General features: G+C 44.3%; 17 protein-coding genes. 1 reads left to right on the top strand and 16 read right to left on the bottom strand.

Annotated elements, in window-relative coordinates; translation table 11 throughout:
- Position 1 precedes the first annotated feature (1 nt).
- Positions 2–358, bottom strand: coding sequence for a purine nucleoside phosphoramidase (gene hinT / locus FM038_RS09400; RefSeq protein WP_142870462.1), 357 nt, complete (start codon positions 356–358; stop codon positions 2–4).
- A gap of 299 nt (positions 359–657) precedes the next feature.
- Here hinT and FM038_RS09395 point away from each other — a divergent pair, with 299 nt between their 5' ends.
- Complete coding sequence (locus FM038_RS09395) at positions 658–1077, top strand: helix-turn-helix domain-containing protein (RefSeq protein WP_142870461.1); 420 nt, start codon at positions 658–660, stop codon at positions 1075–1077.
- A 136-nt stretch (positions 1078–1213) separates the two neighbouring features.
- Here FM038_RS09395 and FM038_RS09390 read toward each other — a convergent pair whose 3' ends face one another.
- The 15 genes from FM038_RS09390 to FM038_RS09320 form a co-directional block, all read right to left on the bottom strand.
- Positions 1214–1657 carry a hypothetical protein gene (locus FM038_RS09390; RefSeq protein WP_142870460.1) on the bottom strand — a complete coding sequence of 148 codons (444 nt, stop codon included), beginning with the start codon at positions 1655–1657 and terminating at the stop codon, positions 1214–1216.
- Positions 1658–1663: 6 nt separating this feature from the next.
- Positions 1664–2014, bottom strand: a complete 351-nt coding sequence (locus FM038_RS09385) for a hypothetical protein (protein ID WP_223293039.1) — start codon at positions 2012–2014, stop codon at positions 1664–1666.
- A gap of 220 nt (positions 2015–2234) precedes the next feature.
- On the bottom strand, positions 2235–3083 hold the full coding sequence (locus tag FM038_RS09380; RefSeq protein ID WP_142870459.1) for a CsgG/HfaB family protein: 849 nt from the start codon (positions 3081–3083) through the stop codon (positions 2235–2237).
- A gap of 1 nt (position 3084) precedes the next feature.
- Positions 3085–3498, bottom strand: a complete 414-nt coding sequence (locus tag FM038_RS09375; protein WP_142870458.1) for a curli assembly protein CsgF — start codon at positions 3496–3498, stop codon at positions 3085–3087.
- Positions 3499–3511: 13 nt separating this feature from the next.
- Positions 3512–4006: a curli production assembly/transport protein CsgE gene (locus FM038_RS09370; RefSeq protein WP_223293038.1), complete on the bottom strand. Its 495-nt coding sequence runs from the start codon at positions 4004–4006 to the stop codon at positions 3512–3514.
- Positions 4003–4635 (bottom strand): response regulator transcription factor, encoded by a 633-nt coding sequence (locus FM038_RS09365; RefSeq protein WP_142870457.1) that lies wholly within the window; start codon positions 4633–4635, stop codon positions 4003–4005. The genes FM038_RS09370 and FM038_RS09365 overlap by 4 nt, the downstream gene beginning before the upstream one ends.
- Before the next feature lie 219 nt (positions 4636–4854).
- Positions 4855–6057, bottom strand: a complete 1203-nt coding sequence (locus tag FM038_RS09360) for a hypothetical protein (RefSeq protein WP_142870456.1) — start codon at positions 6055–6057, stop codon at positions 4855–4857.
- 202 nt (positions 6058–6259) lie between these two features.
- Positions 6260–6937, bottom strand: coding sequence for a hypothetical protein (locus FM038_RS09355; protein WP_223293037.1), 678 nt, complete (start codon positions 6935–6937; stop codon positions 6260–6262).
- A gap of 381 nt (positions 6938–7318) precedes the next feature.
- Positions 7319–8518, bottom strand: coding sequence for a tetratricopeptide repeat protein (locus FM038_RS09350; protein ID WP_142870454.1), 1200 nt, complete (start codon positions 8516–8518; stop codon positions 7319–7321).
- Positions 8519–8680: 162 nt separating this feature from the next.
- Complete coding sequence (locus FM038_RS09345) at positions 8681–10624, bottom strand: bifunctional protein-serine/threonine kinase/phosphatase (RefSeq protein WP_223293036.1); 1944 nt, start codon at positions 10622–10624, stop codon at positions 8681–8683.
- Positions 10625–10637: 13 nt separating this feature from the next.
- The gene (locus FM038_RS09340; RefSeq protein WP_195873235.1) at positions 10638–12104 is read right to left on the bottom strand and encodes a NarK family nitrate/nitrite MFS transporter; all 1467 of its coding nucleotides are present in this window, start codon (positions 12102–12104) and stop codon (positions 10638–10640) included.
- Between the two features lie 21 nt (positions 12105–12125).
- Positions 12126–12479 carry a nitrite reductase small subunit NirD gene (gene nirD / locus FM038_RS09335; RefSeq protein WP_142870453.1) on the bottom strand — a complete coding sequence of 118 codons (354 nt, stop codon included), beginning with the start codon at positions 12477–12479 and terminating at the stop codon, positions 12126–12128.
- Between the two features lie 27 nt (positions 12480–12506).
- Complete coding sequence (nirB, locus tag FM038_RS09330) at positions 12507–15146, bottom strand: nitrite reductase large subunit NirB (RefSeq protein WP_142870452.1); 2640 nt, start codon at positions 15144–15146, stop codon at positions 12507–12509.
- 266 nt (positions 15147–15412) lie between these two features.
- Positions 15413–15952, bottom strand: coding sequence for an ANTAR domain-containing response regulator (locus FM038_RS09325; RefSeq protein WP_142870451.1), 540 nt, complete (start codon positions 15950–15952; stop codon positions 15413–15415).
- The gene (locus FM038_RS09320; protein ID WP_142870450.1) at positions 15949–17097 is read right to left on the bottom strand and encodes a glycosyl transferase; all 1149 of its coding nucleotides are present in this window, start codon (positions 17095–17097) and stop codon (positions 15949–15951) included. Before FM038_RS09320 ends, FM038_RS09325 begins: the two co-directional genes overlap by 4 nt.
- Positions 17098–17290: the final 193 nt, after the last annotated feature.

Below are 17290 nucleotides of genomic sequence, written 5' to 3'. Positions count from 1 at the left end.
TCTATCTGTTAAGGTTCAACATAGGGCCTAAAGAGCAGCCACCGAGCAAGTGCATATGAATATGGAACACCTCTTGGCCACCATGCTTATTACAGTTCATGATGATACGGTAACCGTCTTCTGCAATCCCCGCCTCTGCTGCCAACTTTGCAGCGACAGTCACCATGCGACCTAAGGCTTTTTCATCAGACGATTTAACATCGTTTGCTGTAGGAATAAGATGATTAGGGATGATTAAGATATGCGTTGGCGCCTTGGGATCTATGTCTCTAAATGCTGTCACTAGATCATCTTGAAATAAGATTTCTGCGGGAATTTCACGTCGAATGATCTTGCTAAATATGGTTTCTTCAGCCATTTGACTGTCCTCTTATCATTAGGGTTGCCACAGTATACGCATAAATCGATAACTTGTGATGGTATCAAGCTTAAGAGTAGAAGTAACAGACTAAAAAGTAAGCGTTAATTTTCAATTTAATTATAGAAGTAAAAGGCAACAAACAAAATACAACTGCAAAGTTTCAGCCGAGAGTTACAAACCAAAAACCAACCATAAACACACCAAGGTAACAAATTACACATATGTATATACAAACCAATTGACATCAGCAAGCAAACCCTTTTAAATACTGATAAATTTATAAGGGAATGTATCTAATGCTGACAAACAAAGAGACAGCTTTACTAGACGCTGCAACTGAACTCATTCGAGAAAAAGGCATGATTGCGTTAAACATGTCAGATGTACATAAAAAAGCTGGCTACTCTAGAGCGGCTCAATACCAGTCTTTTAGTGATAAAAATTCACTACTTGCTGCTTTATGTATGCGTGAACTCGTACAAAGTACCACGGCCATTGAAGAGCAGAGATATAAAGAGCTAACAGCTGACTTTACTGTCGTACTCAGACCTGTGGTATATGATTATTTGAAGTTATCTGATCGTCTGATGATAGATTCTGCATTTGGAAATATGCTGAAATGTGTTGAGGCCTTACCAGAGGTAGAACAATTCTCTTTCTTAAAGCAAGGTTTTGCTTTCTTGCATGCGGAAAGAACTAAAGCGAAAAATACATAAGCCAGCAGAAAATAAGCCTCGTCTCCTTTCGTAAATCAGATCACTAACGAGGTTTCACTTTCAGATTGTTGCTAGTTTCAAATTGTTGATAGAGGGGGGTGTTAACCGAATAAGCTTAGCTTCCCTTTTCACCTGTTTAAGAAACTGATGAGATCTCAGCTCTATTGAGCTTAATGATAACTCGCTGACATTCTGAGCAAATATAGCGGCCAGCTAAGGTATTTTTCGTCTCAAACTCATCACAGTAAGAACATAATCCAAAACTGCGAACCTTGATAACATTTAGCCCCACTGTAGTATTATCTAGCACATCTCTACGACTCGATGTTTTACAAGCTGCCTCTACGCTGTTCTGAGCGATCAACAGTAAGGTATTTGCAATGCCAATAAGTAAGACTTTAACGATATAGAGACTAAAAGCCATCACCAACAAGCCAATAACTGCCCAGATTGAATTATGAAATTCAAAACTCAAGAGCAGTTTAAGCCCACCACCTATGGTGAGTAATGCCAACAAAATGGTCAGCACAATATCGAGATGACCAATGACACGGGAAAAATCCCTAACCTTTGTTTCCATGGCTAATTACGCCTTGATTAAATATACAACGCCATCTTTTTCATAGACGTTCTTAACTTCACTTCCTTCACCTAATACAACCACTTGCTGGCCTTTTTCAGTCACAGCATTACCGGCAGCATCCAATATAATCGCAATTCCCAAAGCAGTCAGTACCGGTGAACGGAAGGCGTTGTAATGATGATGATGTCTAGGAACAACCACAACAGGTGCTCTAACTACACGCTTGTAACCCACTTTCTGACACTTAACACCACCAGCACGTTCACAGCCTACGGTTGCAGCTGCGGCCGGTGTGGAAGCAAGTCCAAGAAAAGTGAATGCAATAACAGCAACTAATGTATTAACCTTGAACATAATAACCTCTTAACTCGATATGTAGCTCAGCGTGTGATTTTTACACTGAACAATAAACACACGAGAGTATACACATGACTAGCCACTATGTAAATCCAGATTAACAAATGGTCATCTTCACTACCGTTTTTTGGCCTGCGCGTATAATTATCTAAACATCTCATATAAAAAGCGTATAAAAAAAGCGCCCGCAGGCGCCTTTATTAAAAGGGTGAACACACTATCCCTGCTTAATTCGCTCACTGACCCTAGCTTCAGAATGCGCTTCAAGCCAATACTTTTGCAGTACCGTATTTTTAAGTCCCGTATCAGGACTGCCCAAATTCCATGCACGCTTCCAGATCCCATCGGCAATCATATGCACCACGGCACTTTCTATTGCTTGCACAACACAGATGCTCACCGGCTCATTCGAGGTGTAACCAAGCTCTGACTCCAGCAAGTCTTGGGCATCGATAAATTTAAACACACCAGCCGATAGCTCTTTAGACAAGATTGATTTAGTCGTGGTCACACTACTGAGCACTCTACCGGTTCGGATATCGACTGCACGTAAGTTTACAGTAACGGTATCGACTCTAAATTGAGAATTAACCCCAATCCCTAAATAGCGTGCACCCGCCCCACCAGTTTTGATATTGGTATCATAAGCGACAATGCCACCTTCCATCAGTATTTGCGCTGAATTCAATTGAGGTAGATTGCCCGCTTCTCCCTTTAATCCTGCACGAATAATTTTTCGCTCGGTTAACAGGTTTTGTAAACCTTCACGCTCTACAGGAACAAACCAGGCAGAATCATTAAGCGCTTGTGCTAGAAAGGCTGTGCCACTTTGTGGGACCGCTGTCGAGAAGTTACTCGACGGGATCGGCTTATATTGTCCAGTTTGATCGCGAAAATCATACACTGCTGCGACAATACTGCCTTGAGGCGCAGGTAAGCCAATCAAATCATAATAACTGCCGCTCTTCGGCATTAAGCTTGAAGCGGGTTCGATATGCTCGAATTCACTGGTTGAAGAACAAGCAGTAAGTAAAATAAGCAGGCTAGTAATGAGTAACTTTTTCATCTTATCCACCTATCCCGCTTTCATCGATCACACCGCCGACTTCAATGACGGTGGTCTCACCTGTCACTATGTCGGTAATGTGCACTAGCAAGACACCATCTTCATTGACCACATTGATCTCAAAGTCGGTAGTTTTAAGATAACCTTCCTGACCATTAGTGGCATCATTAAATAGCTGGCTGATTAAACGTGACTCAAGCGAGCTCGCCATTCGCTCTAATGCAGTCGGTGCTACATAGCCAGAGCCACCACTCTTATGATCGTTTTGCGCCGAAGCATTGGCCAATAAATATGAACCGTTAAGGTAACTTCCGCCAAAGTTTGGATTCACCGGAGTATAGATAAGCTGTGTCGCATTAACAGAGCCACTGAGTAAACTCCCTAAGCCCCATGCCACTAATAGTAACTTTTTCATCTGCTTTCCCTGTCTAAAATTCATCAGCTGCAAGATCTGGATTTAAAAACTGTGTCCAGCTTGCCTGTTTCTTATTCTGCTTAAGGATATAATTTATCCTTGACGCCGCCGCCGCCGCTTGCTCATCGATATTACGACTCGCTGGCGAAACGGCAGTGATAAATACTTTTCTGCGATTATTATAAATAGTGATGATACTGCCGCTTCTTGCGGTCGCTTTCTCTTCAATGGTAAGGCCCGCATGATCGGTTTCACCATTGATGTCACGATAAGCTGCGACAAATTCTCGATAAAATCGGTGGCCGAAGCGTGTCATCGCTCGGTTTAAAATCAGACCATCGACCATATCTGTTTCATGACGTGGTACAGCATCACTAATACTCTGAGCCTCTAATGCCTGCTTTGCTTTGATTTCGACCTCACGTAACGCTTCGGCATTGACCACAGTCACTGAGCTCAGCAATAGAGAAAACAACACGGACTGCGTGACAAGCCTGTTGCGCTTCACTGACACACCTCATGTAGATGAGTCTGTGCCCAGGCAATAGCCTGTCCTCGACTAGAGACGCCGATTTTTCTAAAAGCGCGATAAAGATGGGTCTTAATGGTACTTTCACTCACGAACAATTGATTGGCGATATCAACATTTGTGCTGCCTCGCAGCAGGGCTTGCAACACTTCTCGCTCACGAATGGTTAAGTTATCACTCTGCTCTATCAGGTAACCATTATCAGAATTAGCGATGAGTTCAGCTGGTATAGAAGTGTTGCCTCTCAACACCTGACTCAGGGCTTTGCCAATGACCTCTAAAGAAACATCATTGTAAAAAACACCCGCTGTTACGTTCGGGTTTAATAAAAATCGAGCATCGACTTGTTTGGGGAAATGCAGAAAAACCACTTTTAGCCCGCCATATTGCCTCTCCACGATTTTCTGCAACTGATAAGCCAGCTGTATATCAACCGAAGCCAAATCAATGACGACGAGACTGGTGTCAGTCTCTGCTAACATCTTCTCTGCAGCTTCTGGCTGCGCGCGGTTCAGTTTAACCAGGAACTCTTGTGGCCAACGAGACTCAAGCAGGTCAGTCAGTAGTTGAGAACGGGAAACGACAATCCAATGTGTGACTTTGAACATTCTTCGCACTCCATGTTACGAACGAGTTTAATCAAGTATACAGACGCAAAACTACATTGTTGCAACAGATGTATCTACTCATATTGCAAAATAAGTTACAGAATGAGTTGCAAAAAGTTTGTCGCACAGCGTAAATAACCAACTACAACTAAATGATGACAAAATTTCAGTTAGACAAAATAAAAGGGTGCAGGTGCACCCTTTTACTAAAAATCTAATTTAGCTGCCGCTATTGTTAGATTGAACAATATGAGCAATGTTTGAATTACCAGTACTAAATACTTCTGCATAATGATTGAAACCAGACTGACTGACGTAAACATCATGACGGTTACCCGCATTTATTTCTACATCGGCAAACTGTGAACTACCAGACTGCAGTACAACTATATAATCACCATAACCACCACCACCAGTCACTTCCGCATCATGATTAACTCCTGATTGATCTACCCAAATATCAGAACCATTTGAATCAATATCAACATGTGCCCAGTTTCCTTCTCCGTTTTGCATGATATAGAGATCGGTGTTGTTGCCGGAGAGTGATGCGCCGAGAGAATCATTTGAATTATCTTCGGTACTGACGTAGTTCCCCGTACCAGACTGGTCAATGTAAATTAGTGAGCCATGACCAGCATCAGTTGTAGCACCGGCGTAGTTATCTGCACCACCGGTAGAGGTTTGCGTTACACTTATCGTGTTTCTTCCACCATGTGATGAATCCTGTACAACCCATGCATCATTACCGTCACCATTTTGAATCACTGTAGCGCTATCATTTTCGCCATACTGATCAACCATTGCGTATGCATAACCTCCATTACCACCATTTTGCTGTGTAATTGAAGCATCGTTCTTATTTGCACCGCTTTGGTAAATATATGCATGAGCATTTTTAATAGTATTTTGTTGAGTAATAGCAGCTGTATTTCTGTTCCCCGTAGTTGAAATCTCAGCATATGAACCATCAACAATATTTGCTTGAGTCACGTTTGCAATGTTTTGATTACCATTTTGAGTAACCGATGACTCAGCTTCCCAAGTTTTAAACTGGAGTACTGTTACATCGTTGCCGTTACCTGTAGTAGAGACAGTTGAGAAGGAACGGTCAACCGTATCTTCTTGAGTTACACTAGCATCGTTATTATTACCAGCTTGAGTAATCGTAGATGTCGCATCCCAAGTGTGTTTTTGAATTGATACTGCTGTATTACCTTGATTTCCGGTAGATGTTTGCGTAATAGTTGAGGCGTTATTTTTTTGAGCACCTTCATACTGATAAATTTTAGCACTATTACTATCACCGCTAATTTGATTTATTTTTGCATAGTTATCATTGTCAATATCTGTAGCAGCATAAACAGAGGTAGAAGCTAACAGAGCGGTCGAAACCACTAACGCTATTTTTGAATATTTCATCTAGATATTTCCTTTTCTTTAAATAGTGTGCCAAATATTGGCGATTTACCGCTTGTTACAAACTGAGCTACAACTTTATTACTAGCCTAGCCGTCATCCTTTTTCTAAAACTGAAACTAAAACTTTACGTAAAATCTATTCCATTCTCTTTCTATCTTTTTATTTGTCTCTCTATTTTCCTATCTATCTAATCTTTTTCTTGCTACCTAGCAAAGCGCAGCATCTGCAGTGACATATCAGAACCTTCTTGCTGAACGATGACCTCGCTCATGGGAATATCACCACTTTGAAAAATGATGGCTAGATTGTCATCGCCGACCTGGTTAATTTCGGCGTGATGCCCTACGGCGCCACTTTGATTGACATAGGCAAGGTTGCTATTACCAAACTGGTAGATATCAACCGAATGCCCATAGCCTGTTTGGTAGGCATAGGCCATGTTGTCATTGCCATATTGCGCTATATCAGCATTCAGATTATTACCTGTTTGCTCTAACCAGAGGCCATTACCCTCGCCTTGCTGATATAGAGTCGCTGATAAGTCCATGCCACCATAAATTTCACTTTCAAGACCCTGTTGAGTCACGACCTGTACATTGCCTGTGCCTATCTGCTTAGTATCAATGCCTACACGCCCATCATTAACACCCGATTGAGTAATTATCGAGACGTTGTGTCGCCCTTGTTGTAGGGCTTGAACATTGAGGTGTGAGCCATCTTGTTTAACACTGATGAGGTTGCCCTCTTGTGCGGAAGCTAGCGCTTGAAATGCTTCAATCTGTGGGAGGTCTATAGGGAGCAGCTTGAGTAGGTCACCTTCTACAATGATCTGGGTATCTGCGAATAAAGGCTGTGAAGAAAATAAACATAAAGTAAACATAGATGCTTTACTTATACTGCGGCACAGATTCGATGTGCGCTGTAAGCGTGCTCTATTATCTCTTCCCTGAAGCTGAATGCCCATGCTGCCAATTGCCTTGTATAGTCGACGTTGTAATCAAACGGTCGATGTCAATTAATTGACGACAAGTATCCATGGTTACACACTCAGTAACATCCACCCCTAGTATTAAACAGACGTATCCAAAGGGATCGATCTGCCAAACAATACCTAGACTAAAGCACTAGGTAATTAGTAGTACTTTATCCACGCAAAAACACTTAACAAGCTGTTTTGAAAGGCAACATATTAAATTAAGAACAAGATCTGTCGATTTTATAGGTAAACTATAAGTAGGAGTGATTGGTTGTGATAGGAGAGTTATTCTCTTTCAAGCCAAGCTAATTTGGCTTTATACAGGTTCTGACTCGCTGGCTGTTTCGCAAGTTCGATACCTTGCTGAATGGATGTTGTCGCTGACGTCTTTTTACCTAGCGCATATTGTGCCTTGGCTAAGTCAAAGTAGGCCTTATGATAATAAGGAGTATTGTTTAAAAACTTATTCAGATAGATCTCTGCACTTTTAAAATCTTCACGACTCAATGCATCTTTCCCTATCAGGTACCAATCATAGGGACTGGTATCCTCAAGTTGTAGCAACTGCGCCTTTATGCTTATTGCAGCTAGAGTATTGCCCTGTTTTGATAACAGGAAGTAATAGTTACTTAATAGGCTAATTTTTGAATCTGTGACTTCTAGACCATATTGATAAATACGTTCAGCAGTCACTTCATCCCCTTGACGTCTATGTACTATGGCCATCATATTTATCAACGGGGCATACTCTTCATCATAACTCAGACCTGAGATTAACAGTTGATAGGCTAGATCAAGATTGCCCTCTAAGAGGGAGTCTGCAGCTAGGTTTCTGTAGAGCATAGCGATAAATTGATTTTCATCTATGATCTTACCCGAGCGATCATAACGTCCGGGAAAGTAGTCCAAAACCCGATAACTTCTACCTGAAAAGAAAAATCCTTTACTCGATTGAGCAGTATCTTTTTCTTCATATAGAAACGTGCGCACATGATCTGAAGTAACGGCAATATTCGAAGTCACCTCGAGTAACAAGGGTTCGGTATGCATGACTTGAAAAACCGCCTCTACACCTAAGTGTTTCGCCACAGCATAGGTCAGTAGTGCCAGAGACATGCAATTTCCACCACCCTTGAGCATCGCTTCACTGGCTAAATAGTTCTCACCTTCATAATTAAAATTAACTAACTTTTTCGACAAATACTCATAAACCTGCTTATGTTTAGGCAGTAACGCAATATCAGTCTGACTGACAAACTCTTGAATATCCTGGGTTTGCTTAGGCGTGAGGGAGATAAGATCACTATATAAGGGAATTCGAGTACTTGATAAATCAAATAGTTGCTGATTAGTTTTAGGGAATTCAGGCTTATCAACAAGTTCATGAGAAGGCGCGCTTGAGCATGCTGACAGCGCAAAAAACGTGACTAAAAGTAAGGTCCATCTTAACGTACAGCGCATATATCTGTGCTCAGTACTACACATAGTACAACTCCAATTCCATGAGTATTCATTGTGACAATGTTTGAATGTATCAAAACTTAAACTATATCAAAGAGTTCAAACAGGCAAGCTTTCCCTATTTTCAAGTGCTTCTTTTAAATCAAATAGTTAAAATCAATTAAATAAAGTCGGTCCATGTCTAAGTCAGTTTAACAATAGCAGCAGTGTCGTTGTACCAAAAAGCAGTGCTACACCTTGCCAGAATCTCGCAGGGTCCCTCTCTAGCAGTGATCGCCCCACTTCCGGTTTGTCCCAATTCGCCAAGGGTTGATTGAGTTCATATAACAGCTCACTGGTATCAACCTGACGACTCGCGGGATCGAAGCTTAAGGCCTTCTTTAAGGGAGGGTCCATCCACAAGGGGATCAGTGGATTGAGCTCATAACTCGGAATGTAAGCCAGTTTGAGGTAATCCTGTTTGGTACGACACTGTGCCAACTTGCCTTTAAAGGGTAACTGACCGGTAAGCATCTCAAAAGTGATCACCGCCATGGAAAACAGGTCGGCTTTGTTGGTTACCCGGTAGCCCAATACACTCTCGGGAGCGGAATAGTCTGCGGTGCCTAAAATACTATCTCGTTGAAGCGGCGTGGCAATCTCGGCGATTCCCTTGATATGACAGGAACCAAAATCGATGAGCTTAATCTGGCCCTCATAAGTCAGCAAAATATTATCGGGTTTAAGATCTTGGTGTATGGTCTCCTTGCGATGAAACGCCCTCACCCCGGACTCGATCTGTTTTAACAGCGGCAAGACCTCCTGCACCGACGCCTTAGGATTACGAGTGATCCAGGTACTCAATGACAGTCCGTTGAGATGCTCTGTAACATAGTAAAGTGCACTTTTAGCTCGGTCTCGGTCTAATAACTTCACCACGTTCGGGCTGTTTATCCTGTGGCCTATCCAGCTCTCGAGCATGAAACGTTCGATATAGGCCCCGTCATCGAGATAATTAACCGAGGGCGTCTTGATGCAACGTTTATTGCCTGTTGCATCCGATGCCAGGTATACCTGGCTGCGCTGACTCTGATGTAAAATCTCTTCTATCAAGTAGCCGTCTAACTTCATTCCCTCAGACAGTGGAGGCGGAAAAGGCAACTTAGATAGCCTCTGATAGAGATCGTCGATATTTAACTTGGGTAATGTGTCTATGGATAGCAGCTGACAACTGACGTTATCCAGACTGCCAGCATCAATTGCCTGAGTACACAATAGCCTGCAAAACTCATCATGACCGATTGCGGCGTCTGACTCTTGTTTAGGGCTTGGTTTAAGGCTTGCTTTAAACTCAGATTGAGAGTCTGGTTCAGATTTAGATTTTAATTTATGTTTCAGTGTAGAGATGAACTCAGACAGATTAGCAGCCAGGTCTTGATCGCTGATAACGTCGTGAATGCCGTCTGTCGTCAGCAGATAAAGATCCCCGCGCTTTAACTCAAGCTTGCGATAATCCACATCAAGCTTCACGTCTAAACCTAAAGCCCTCGCCAGATAGCGTTTGTCTCTGCCAAGCACAGTCACATGATCCCGACTCAAACGTTCAAGCTTTCCCGCTCTAAACCGATAGGCTCTGGAATCACCGACATGAAGCAGGTGAGCACTGCAAGATTTAAAAATAAGGGCAGTAAAGGTGCATACGTAACCCCGCTGCGCCTCTCGATAATCCTGACCCAAACCGTACAACCAACGATTCAGCGCGGTAAGCACCTGAGAACTGGATTTCTCCACGCTCCAGGTATCCGGCGTCGAATAATAATCAGAGATAAAATTACTGATACTTATTCCGCTGGCTTTCTCAGCCTCTTCTGCCGCGCTCACCCCATCACAAATAACAGACACGGCGCCTTTAGTTGTCAGCATCAGACCATCGGGAATACGTATGCCGATGGCATCTTCATTGGTAGATTTAGCTCCTTGAGCAGAGAATTGACCCGCGCCAATCTCAAGCTCCCCACTCAAAGGAAGCTCCTCATTGACAGACTCTTCTACAGCTAAAGGCGGCTCTTCACCTACAACCGGCTCGGGTGTAGGTGCTAAATCATCTTCCACCATACTCTTACTCAATGACGCTACGCCCGATACTGACATCTTTTTTACCTGGTTAATTGACACTGATTAAGGTCACTTCACCGTCTTCATTCACCTCGGCGATATGTCCCTTTGGCTCAGTAAGAAACAGCAGACTCACAAGACCCAGCACCGCACTGGCAGCGATAACATAGAAGAAAAATTGCGTAGACACCATAGAGTAAACGGTTAGAAAAAATACGGCTCCAACATTTCCATAGGCTCCAGTCATACCGGCTATTTGGCCAGTTAATCGTCGCTTAATCAAGGGAACGGCAGCAAATACAGCCCCTTCACCACCTTGGACAAAGAAAGAACAAGTCATCACCATAATCACAGCCAAAGGTAAGGCCCAATCTGAGGTTATTTGTGCCATACCAAGGTAACCCAGTGCTAAGCCTGCAGTCAAAATCATCAGGGTAGGCTTACGACCGAATCGGTCACTTATCCAGCCACCGCCGGGCCTCGAAACTAGATTCATAAAGGCATAACTGGACGCCAACATGCCCGCCTGAGCCAATCCTAGCTCGAAGGTTTCGGCAAAATATAGCGGCAACATAGAGACCACGGCAAGCTCTGAACCAAACGTCGAGAAATACAGTACATTTAATACCGCAACCTGCTTGAAGGCATAGCGCTCAAACTCAGGCACTGGGCCTTCGAATATATATTTGTTCACCTGATAGGTTTGATACAAGTCGACCATTAACACACCTACCAAGATGGCATAAATACCATAGACTTCCCTCTGAGTGAACATGCTGACACCCGCTGGTGATAACTTCCAAGCCAGCAGTGCCAAGGTGGCATACATGGGCAACTTCATCAGGATAAGCAGGGCTAAATCTCCTTTGCTTGTCACTTCCAGGGCACCCGCTTTCTTGGGTTTAAAGTAGGTAGAGCCTTTTGGCGTGTCTGAGACGTTAAAGTAATAGATAAAAGCGAACACAAAGCTCATCACTCCCGTTAGCCCTATGGCGTATCGCCAGCCATTATCTCCACCAAAAGCGATAGCGATAACCGGTAAGGTAAACGCCGCAGCTGCCGAGCCGAAATTGCCCCAACCGCCATAGATGCCTTCAGCCGTACCTAGCTCTTTCGCTGGAAACCATTCGCTCACCATACGAATACCGATAACAAAGCCAGCACCTATAAAGCCAAGTAGGAAGCGCGCCAGCGCTAACTGCTCGAACGTCTCCCCGAGTGCGAACATAAAACAGGGAAAACTACACAAGATCAGCAATGCCGAATAGGTCAGCCGAGGGCCAAATTTATCCGTCACCATGCCTATAATGATCCTCGCGGGGATCGTTAACGCCACATTCAGGATAAGCAGTGTCTTAATCTGCTCATTGGTCAACCCCAGACTTTGGGCTATCACCCCCATTAGGGGGGCGGCATTAAACCAGACCATAAAGCTGACGAAAAAAGCCATCCAGCTGAGGTGCATTATTTTCATTTTCCCCGAGAAGGAGAAAATATTAAATTTGTCAGAACTCATCATTACCGCCTATATCTATGACTATTTTCTAGCACTGTCGCACGTGTTATCTACAGCACTTTTCACTAATACCCGTCCATCTTCACACTTGACTTGATAGACGTTGACGCTTAATGACTCATCTTCGATACAGGAGCCATCACGCAAGCTGTAATGTTGCTTATGCAGAGGCGATGCAACAAAGATATCCCCTTCGAGATCACAGATAAGTCCTCGGGACAGTAGACTCACGCCAGTAGCGGGGTCGGTATTATCCAGAGCAAATAATCCTCGCTCACCTAAGTTAAAAATGGCGATAGCCGTGTCATCAAACCAAGCCGCAACTCCACCAAAGCCTGGTAGCGCAGTTTCTTCACAAATATTGACCCAATTCATACTTCTCACTCCTTTAAGCCAATGGCCTTACTTAATTAGTTCAACAATCTCTTCAACATCAGATACGTCACTTGTTTTTGCCTCTACAGGCAGATTCGTGATGGCAATATTGCCGATAGCGCCCGCAGGAAATTTTTGACCTCGGCTATAACGGTACTGCTCGACATCGACATTAGGCATTTTTTCAGGGTTAACGAACTCGCTGAAACGAGATAAAAATTCCGGGCTCTCGAGGCTGGTACGCCACTCGCACTGATACGTCGATATGACTTTTTCCATCTGAGTTTCCAGATCTGCCGCCACTCCCAGACAATCATCGATGACCACAGATTTCAGGTAATCCAGACCGCCCTCTAAGGACTCGAGCCACACTGAAGTGCGCTGTAAACGGGCAGCAGTCTTAGCGTAGAAGATCAAGATCCGGTCGATATAGGTCACCAACTCTGCTGTAGATAGGTCGGTTGCAAACAGATCCCCATGACGAGGTCGCATGCCGCCGTTACCACCCACAAACAAGTTCCAGCCCTTGTCACTGGCTATCACGCCGATATCTTTACTTTGTGCCTCAGCGCATTCTCGGGTACAGCCCGATACCGCGAATTTGATCTTATGTGGGGCGCGTAGTCCCTTGTAGCGATTCTCCAGATCTATCGCTAAACCGATTGAATCTTGGACGCCATAGCGACACCAAGTGCTGCCGACGCAGGACTTAACCGTTCTTAAAGATTTACCATAGGCATGGCCTGTCTCGAATCCCTGTTCAATTAACTCTTGCCAGATCATCGGCAGTTCTGAGAGCTGAGCCCCAAAGAGGTCGATACGTTGGCCACCAGTGATCTTGGTGTAGAGATCGTGACGCTTAGCAATCTCGCCCAAGGCGATTAACTTATCCGGTGTAATTTCACCGCCGGCGATACGAGGCACTACAGAATAAGAGCCATCTTTCTGAAGGTTCCCTAGGTATGCGTCGTTGGTGTCTTGCAGGTTGGCATGTTGGATATTAAGTACATACTCATTATCTAAGGTGGCAAATATTGAGGCGGCGACAGGTTTACAAATATCACAACCAAGGCCTACCGATGCGGCTCCCCCCTTGCCATGGGTGTTAATCAGGTGAGTAAAATCACCAATCTCTTCAACCTGACAGAGATGAAACAATTCCTGTCTGTTATATTCAAAATGACAACAGATCCCCTTCTCAGTCTCTAGACCTTGCTCTTCCATGGTCTGAGTGATCACACTCTGAACCAAGGCACTACAACCACCACAGCCTGACGCCGCTTTAGTGCAGGCTTTCACCTCAGTCAAACTATGGGAACCAGCCTGAACGCTCGCAACGATGTCGGCCTTAGTCACCTGATGACAGGAACAGATAATTGCGTCATCTTTCATCTCGAAGCCTGTACCTTCTTCCTGCTGCAGTAAGTCAATAGCTGGACCGTCAAGTTCATCACCAGACAGGTATTGGTTTAGCAGCAGACCGTAATCGCTGGCATCCCCAACAAGGACGGCACCTTTGAGGTAACGACCGGATTCATCTAACCAGAGCTTCTTATAGGTACCAGCTTGATTATCGGTAAGCTCGACAAATTGTGCCTTATCAAACCCGCGACTCTCACCGATTGAAGCGACATCCACCCCAAGTAGCTTAAGCTTAGTGCTCATATCGGCACCTTCGAACTTCACTAAGCTCGAAGATGTGCCAGTATTGTTAGCACCAGCCTTAAGATGAGAAACCGCCGCCCGCGCCATCTGATAGCCCGGGGCAACGAGTCCGAATATTCTCTGCTGCCAGAGGGCACACTCGCCTATGGCGTAAACATCCATGGCAGAGGTTAAACAGTGATCGTCGATCACGATTCCGCCACGCTCACCCACCTCAATGCCACTTTGTCTGGCTAGGCTATCCTGTGGACGAATGCCGGCTGAGAAGACAATCATGTCTGTTTCAAGATAGGTATCGTCATTGAAATTCATGCGGTGAAGCGCAGATTCACCGGCAACGATTGCCGAGGTCGCCTTGCTGGTATGCACAGATACCCCTAACTGCTCAATCTTGTCACGCAGAAGGTCACCCGCCTTATCGTTGAGCTGTACAGGCATCAGCTGAGATGCAAACTCAACAACGTGAGTATCCAACCCTAAGGTCAGTAAGGCATTAGCAGCCTCTAATCCCAATAAGCCACCACCAATCACCACACCGGATGTAGATTTGTCTGCTGCTTGCTGTATCTGCTGCAGATCTTCTATGGTGCGATACACCATACACTGGGGCCTGTCTTTACCCTCAATAGGTGGAACGAAGGGGTAAGACCCCGTGGCCAACATGAGTTTGTCATAAAACCAAAAATCACCATCTTGGGTATGGAGGCATTTGTTCTCGGGATCCAGCCTAGTCACCTCTTTACCTAGATGTAAGGTTACTCCCTGTTTGGCATAGGTATCGACATCGGCCAACATCAAGCTATCGGCGCTGCCAGTCTCAAAATATTTAGACAACTGCACTCTGTCATAGGCTGCAAGTTGCTCACTGCCAAATACCTCTATTTGAAAGTGTTCATTGAGCCCCTGATCGCAAAGCTGCTCAATAAAATGATGACCAACCATGCCATTGCCTACAACGAGTAACCTAGGCTTACGCTCCAAATCTGTTTTTGCACACCCCATAACACACTCCCCATCTCTTTTTTGAATCTGCGGCTCTAACAAAAAGGCGCCATGCTCTCTAGTGAGAACATGGCGCCATTGCCGGTTAGATCCGAATTTTCATTTTACATATTGTCTTATACCTTATTAGTGCAGTGATTATGCCAATAAACATATACACGCAAACTATTGATTAGAATGAAATTTAAATATTGATAGGTAAGGATGGAAATGAGTAAGCGCACAACCAAGGCGCTTCTGCACCATTTTGGGCGGAATTGAAATGCTTAGCTTAGCGGCAATTGATGAACTAGCTGCTCAACAGAGATCCCGCTATCCATCGCCTGTTTTTGCAGGAGTTTATGGGCTTGAGATTCACTCAAGCCGTTTTGCTGCAGTCTTGACTTCACCTTGGCCAACAACTTTTGCGCCTCCAATGATGATTCCAATTGCAGAAGCTTCTGTTTTTGTTCGTTAGCCAGACTGAACCTTAATTTTGCCAGTTCTATGACCTGCTCTACTCTACCGGGCTCAAGCTCACCAGGGACAAATGTCACCCTGCCACATTCGAGTAATCTCGTCAGCGCTTGTTTCTGCCAATACTTGGCATTCACTATCACGGGTATGGGAGCGAATTTCATAATACGTAACAACAGTTGAAGATCGACGTCAATCATCTCTGAGCAAACATAAACGAGAAGATCTTGTTCATTGCAAAGAGGTACTCGCTCTATATCCTGTAACTTAGTTAAGCGAGTAACTTGCCAGTGAGTATCATGGATTTGAAGCTCATCAGCTTGATCTGTAAAACAGGTATAAACAGTCATCTTATTCTCCATGCCTGATTGGCTAAAGATTCAGCTTCTGACACTGATTGACACTTACCTTGCAGTATATAAACTGCCGATAATGTACTGATCACACTCGCCTCGGCAACTTCTCCTAGCTTAATGAATAATGCCGAGTCGATTCCATGCCGATGCTCACTAGCATCACCTTGACTCCAAGTTTGACTCAATATCAGGCAAGCTTGTTCCGGTACAAGTGCAAGCTCTGATGACAAGGTGTTCATGCCAACAAAAGCCTCTAGCCGGGTAGGAAGATCAATAACTTGGCTATTAGCCCTAGATGTGATGGTCAGCTCGGTGGAGATCCTAGGATTTATTTCGGTTTCTCCCTGAACCCCTTTAAAAATACCGACCTTCCCCTTAAGTGCGAAAGCCTGCTCGGCATGATTTACCATTCTTCTATCAAAAGTGCTATCAGTATTCTCATAAAAAGAGCCATGAAAAGAGTTATCCAAATCTAAATACGTTTGGGCCATCAGTTTGGCAACCTTAGTGTGCATCTTATCTAGCCCTGGGTGAAAATAGCTGCGCAGGCTAACAGGCGCATTAGCCGGATTAGTGCAGCGAATGGCTGTCTGGAACAGACTTCTTAAACCTAGTTCTTGATGTAATTCACGAAATTGCGCAACCAAAGGCGAGAAGCTATCGGCATCGACATAGCAGATCCCCACAGTGTCCAACGCGACTTTAGCTTCTTCAGGATTGCTTGCTTTGGGAATATTTAGTCGCTCAACATGATCCGCAATGTGATTTCTATGACTGAGTGATCTAGGGTCCCCGTGAAGCAGTACCCGCTCACCTTGATTGGCCAATACTTTTGCGGCGAGTAATAGCCAGGGCAATAACTCACGCTTTCCTGCATAGCAGGGCCAATCGATGCTCACATCGAGATCTGACCATTGGTCACTGATTGTAGACTTGAGACCTAAGGCTGCACCCGCAACTTCTTCACAGGTTTCTCCCCTGACCCGCATCAACATCAACGCTGCTGCGAGCTGCACCTTAGTGCCAATACCATCAGCGAAGCCTGTGATAAGAAAGTGGGCCTCACTGAGTGTCAAAGCTCGGGAGCCTTTTGCACCTCGCCCTAATGTTTTTATTAACCCCTGATAGGCTTTCTTCATAGAGTCTACAGCCTCTTATTATTTCAATTTAAAACAAAGACATAAATGAGTGAATGAAGGAGAAGCTTTTTCACCACAATCAAACTAATGTTTTTATTAACCCCTGATAGGCTTTCTTCATAGAGTCAACAGCCTCTAATTATTCCACTTTAAAACAAAGACATACATGAGTGAATGAAGGGTAACCTTTTTC

The sequence above is a fragment of the Shewanella eurypsychrophilus genome (genome assembly GCF_007004545.3).
In the GTDB taxonomy this organism is placed as follows: domain Bacteria; phylum Pseudomonadota; class Gammaproteobacteria; order Enterobacterales; family Shewanellaceae; genus Shewanella; species Shewanella eurypsychrophilus.
The sequence above is the reverse complement of the archived record's forward strand: the minus strand, read 5'-3'. Positions and strand labels throughout refer to the sequence as shown.

What these genes read in the sequence shown, in the direction of transcription:
- FM038_RS09390 (WP_142870460.1), bottom strand. Translation starts at nt 1,657, where the DNA reads ATGGAAACAAAGGTTAGGGATTTTTCCCGTGTCATTGGTCATCTCGAT.
- FM038_RS09385 (WP_223293039.1), bottom strand. Translation starts at nt 2,014, where the DNA reads ATGTTCAAGGTTAATACATTAGTTGCTGTTATTGCATTCACTTTTCTT.
- FM038_RS09355 (WP_223293037.1), bottom strand. Translation starts at nt 6,937, where the DNA reads ATGTTTACTTTATGTTTATTTTCTTCACAGCCTTTATTCGCAGATACC.
- FM038_RS09375 (WP_142870458.1), bottom strand. Translation starts at nt 3,498, where the DNA reads ATGAAAAAGTTACTATTAGTGGCATGGGGCTTAGGGAGTTTACTCAGT.
- FM038_RS09320 (WP_142870450.1), bottom strand. Translation starts at nt 17,097, where the DNA reads ATGAAGAAAGCCTATCAGGGGTTAATAAAAACATTAGGGCGAGGTGCA.
- hinT (WP_142870462.1), bottom strand. Translation starts at nt 358, where the DNA reads ATGGCTGAAGAAACCATATTTAGCAAGATCATTCGACGTGAAATTCCC.
- nirB (WP_142870452.1), bottom strand. Translation starts at nt 15,146, where the DNA reads ATGGGGTGTGCAAAAACAGATTTGGAGCGTAAGCCTAGGTTACTCGTT.
- FM038_RS09380 (WP_142870459.1), bottom strand. Translation starts at nt 3,083, where the DNA reads ATGAAAAAGTTACTCATTACTAGCCTGCTTATTTTACTTACTGCTTGT.
- FM038_RS09325 (WP_142870451.1), bottom strand. Translation starts at nt 15,952, where the DNA reads ATGACTGTTTATACCTGTTTTACAGATCAAGCTGATGAGCTTCAAATC.
- FM038_RS09345 (WP_223293036.1), bottom strand. Translation starts at nt 10,624, where the DNA reads ATGTCAGTATCGGGCGTAGCGTCATTGAGTAAGAGTATGGTGGAAGAT.
- FM038_RS09395 (WP_142870461.1), top strand. Translation starts at nt 658, where the DNA reads ATGCTGACAAACAAAGAGACAGCTTTACTAGACGCTGCAACTGAACTC.
- FM038_RS09340 (WP_195873235.1), bottom strand. Translation starts at nt 12,104, where the DNA reads ATGAGTTCTGACAAATTTAATATTTTCTCCTTCTCGGGGAAAATGAAA.
- FM038_RS09350 (WP_142870454.1), bottom strand. Translation starts at nt 8,518, where the DNA reads ATGTGTAGTACTGAGCACAGATATATGCGCTGTACGTTAAGATGGACC.
- FM038_RS09365 (WP_142870457.1), bottom strand. Translation starts at nt 4,635, where the DNA reads ATGTTCAAAGTCACACATTGGATTGTCGTTTCCCGTTCTCAACTACTG.
- nirD (WP_142870453.1), bottom strand. Translation starts at nt 12,479, where the DNA reads ATGAATTGGGTCAATATTTGTGAAGAAACTGCGCTACCAGGCTTTGGT.
- FM038_RS09360 (WP_142870456.1), bottom strand. Translation starts at nt 6,057, where the DNA reads ATGAAATATTCAAAAATAGCGTTAGTGGTTTCGACCGCTCTGTTAGCT.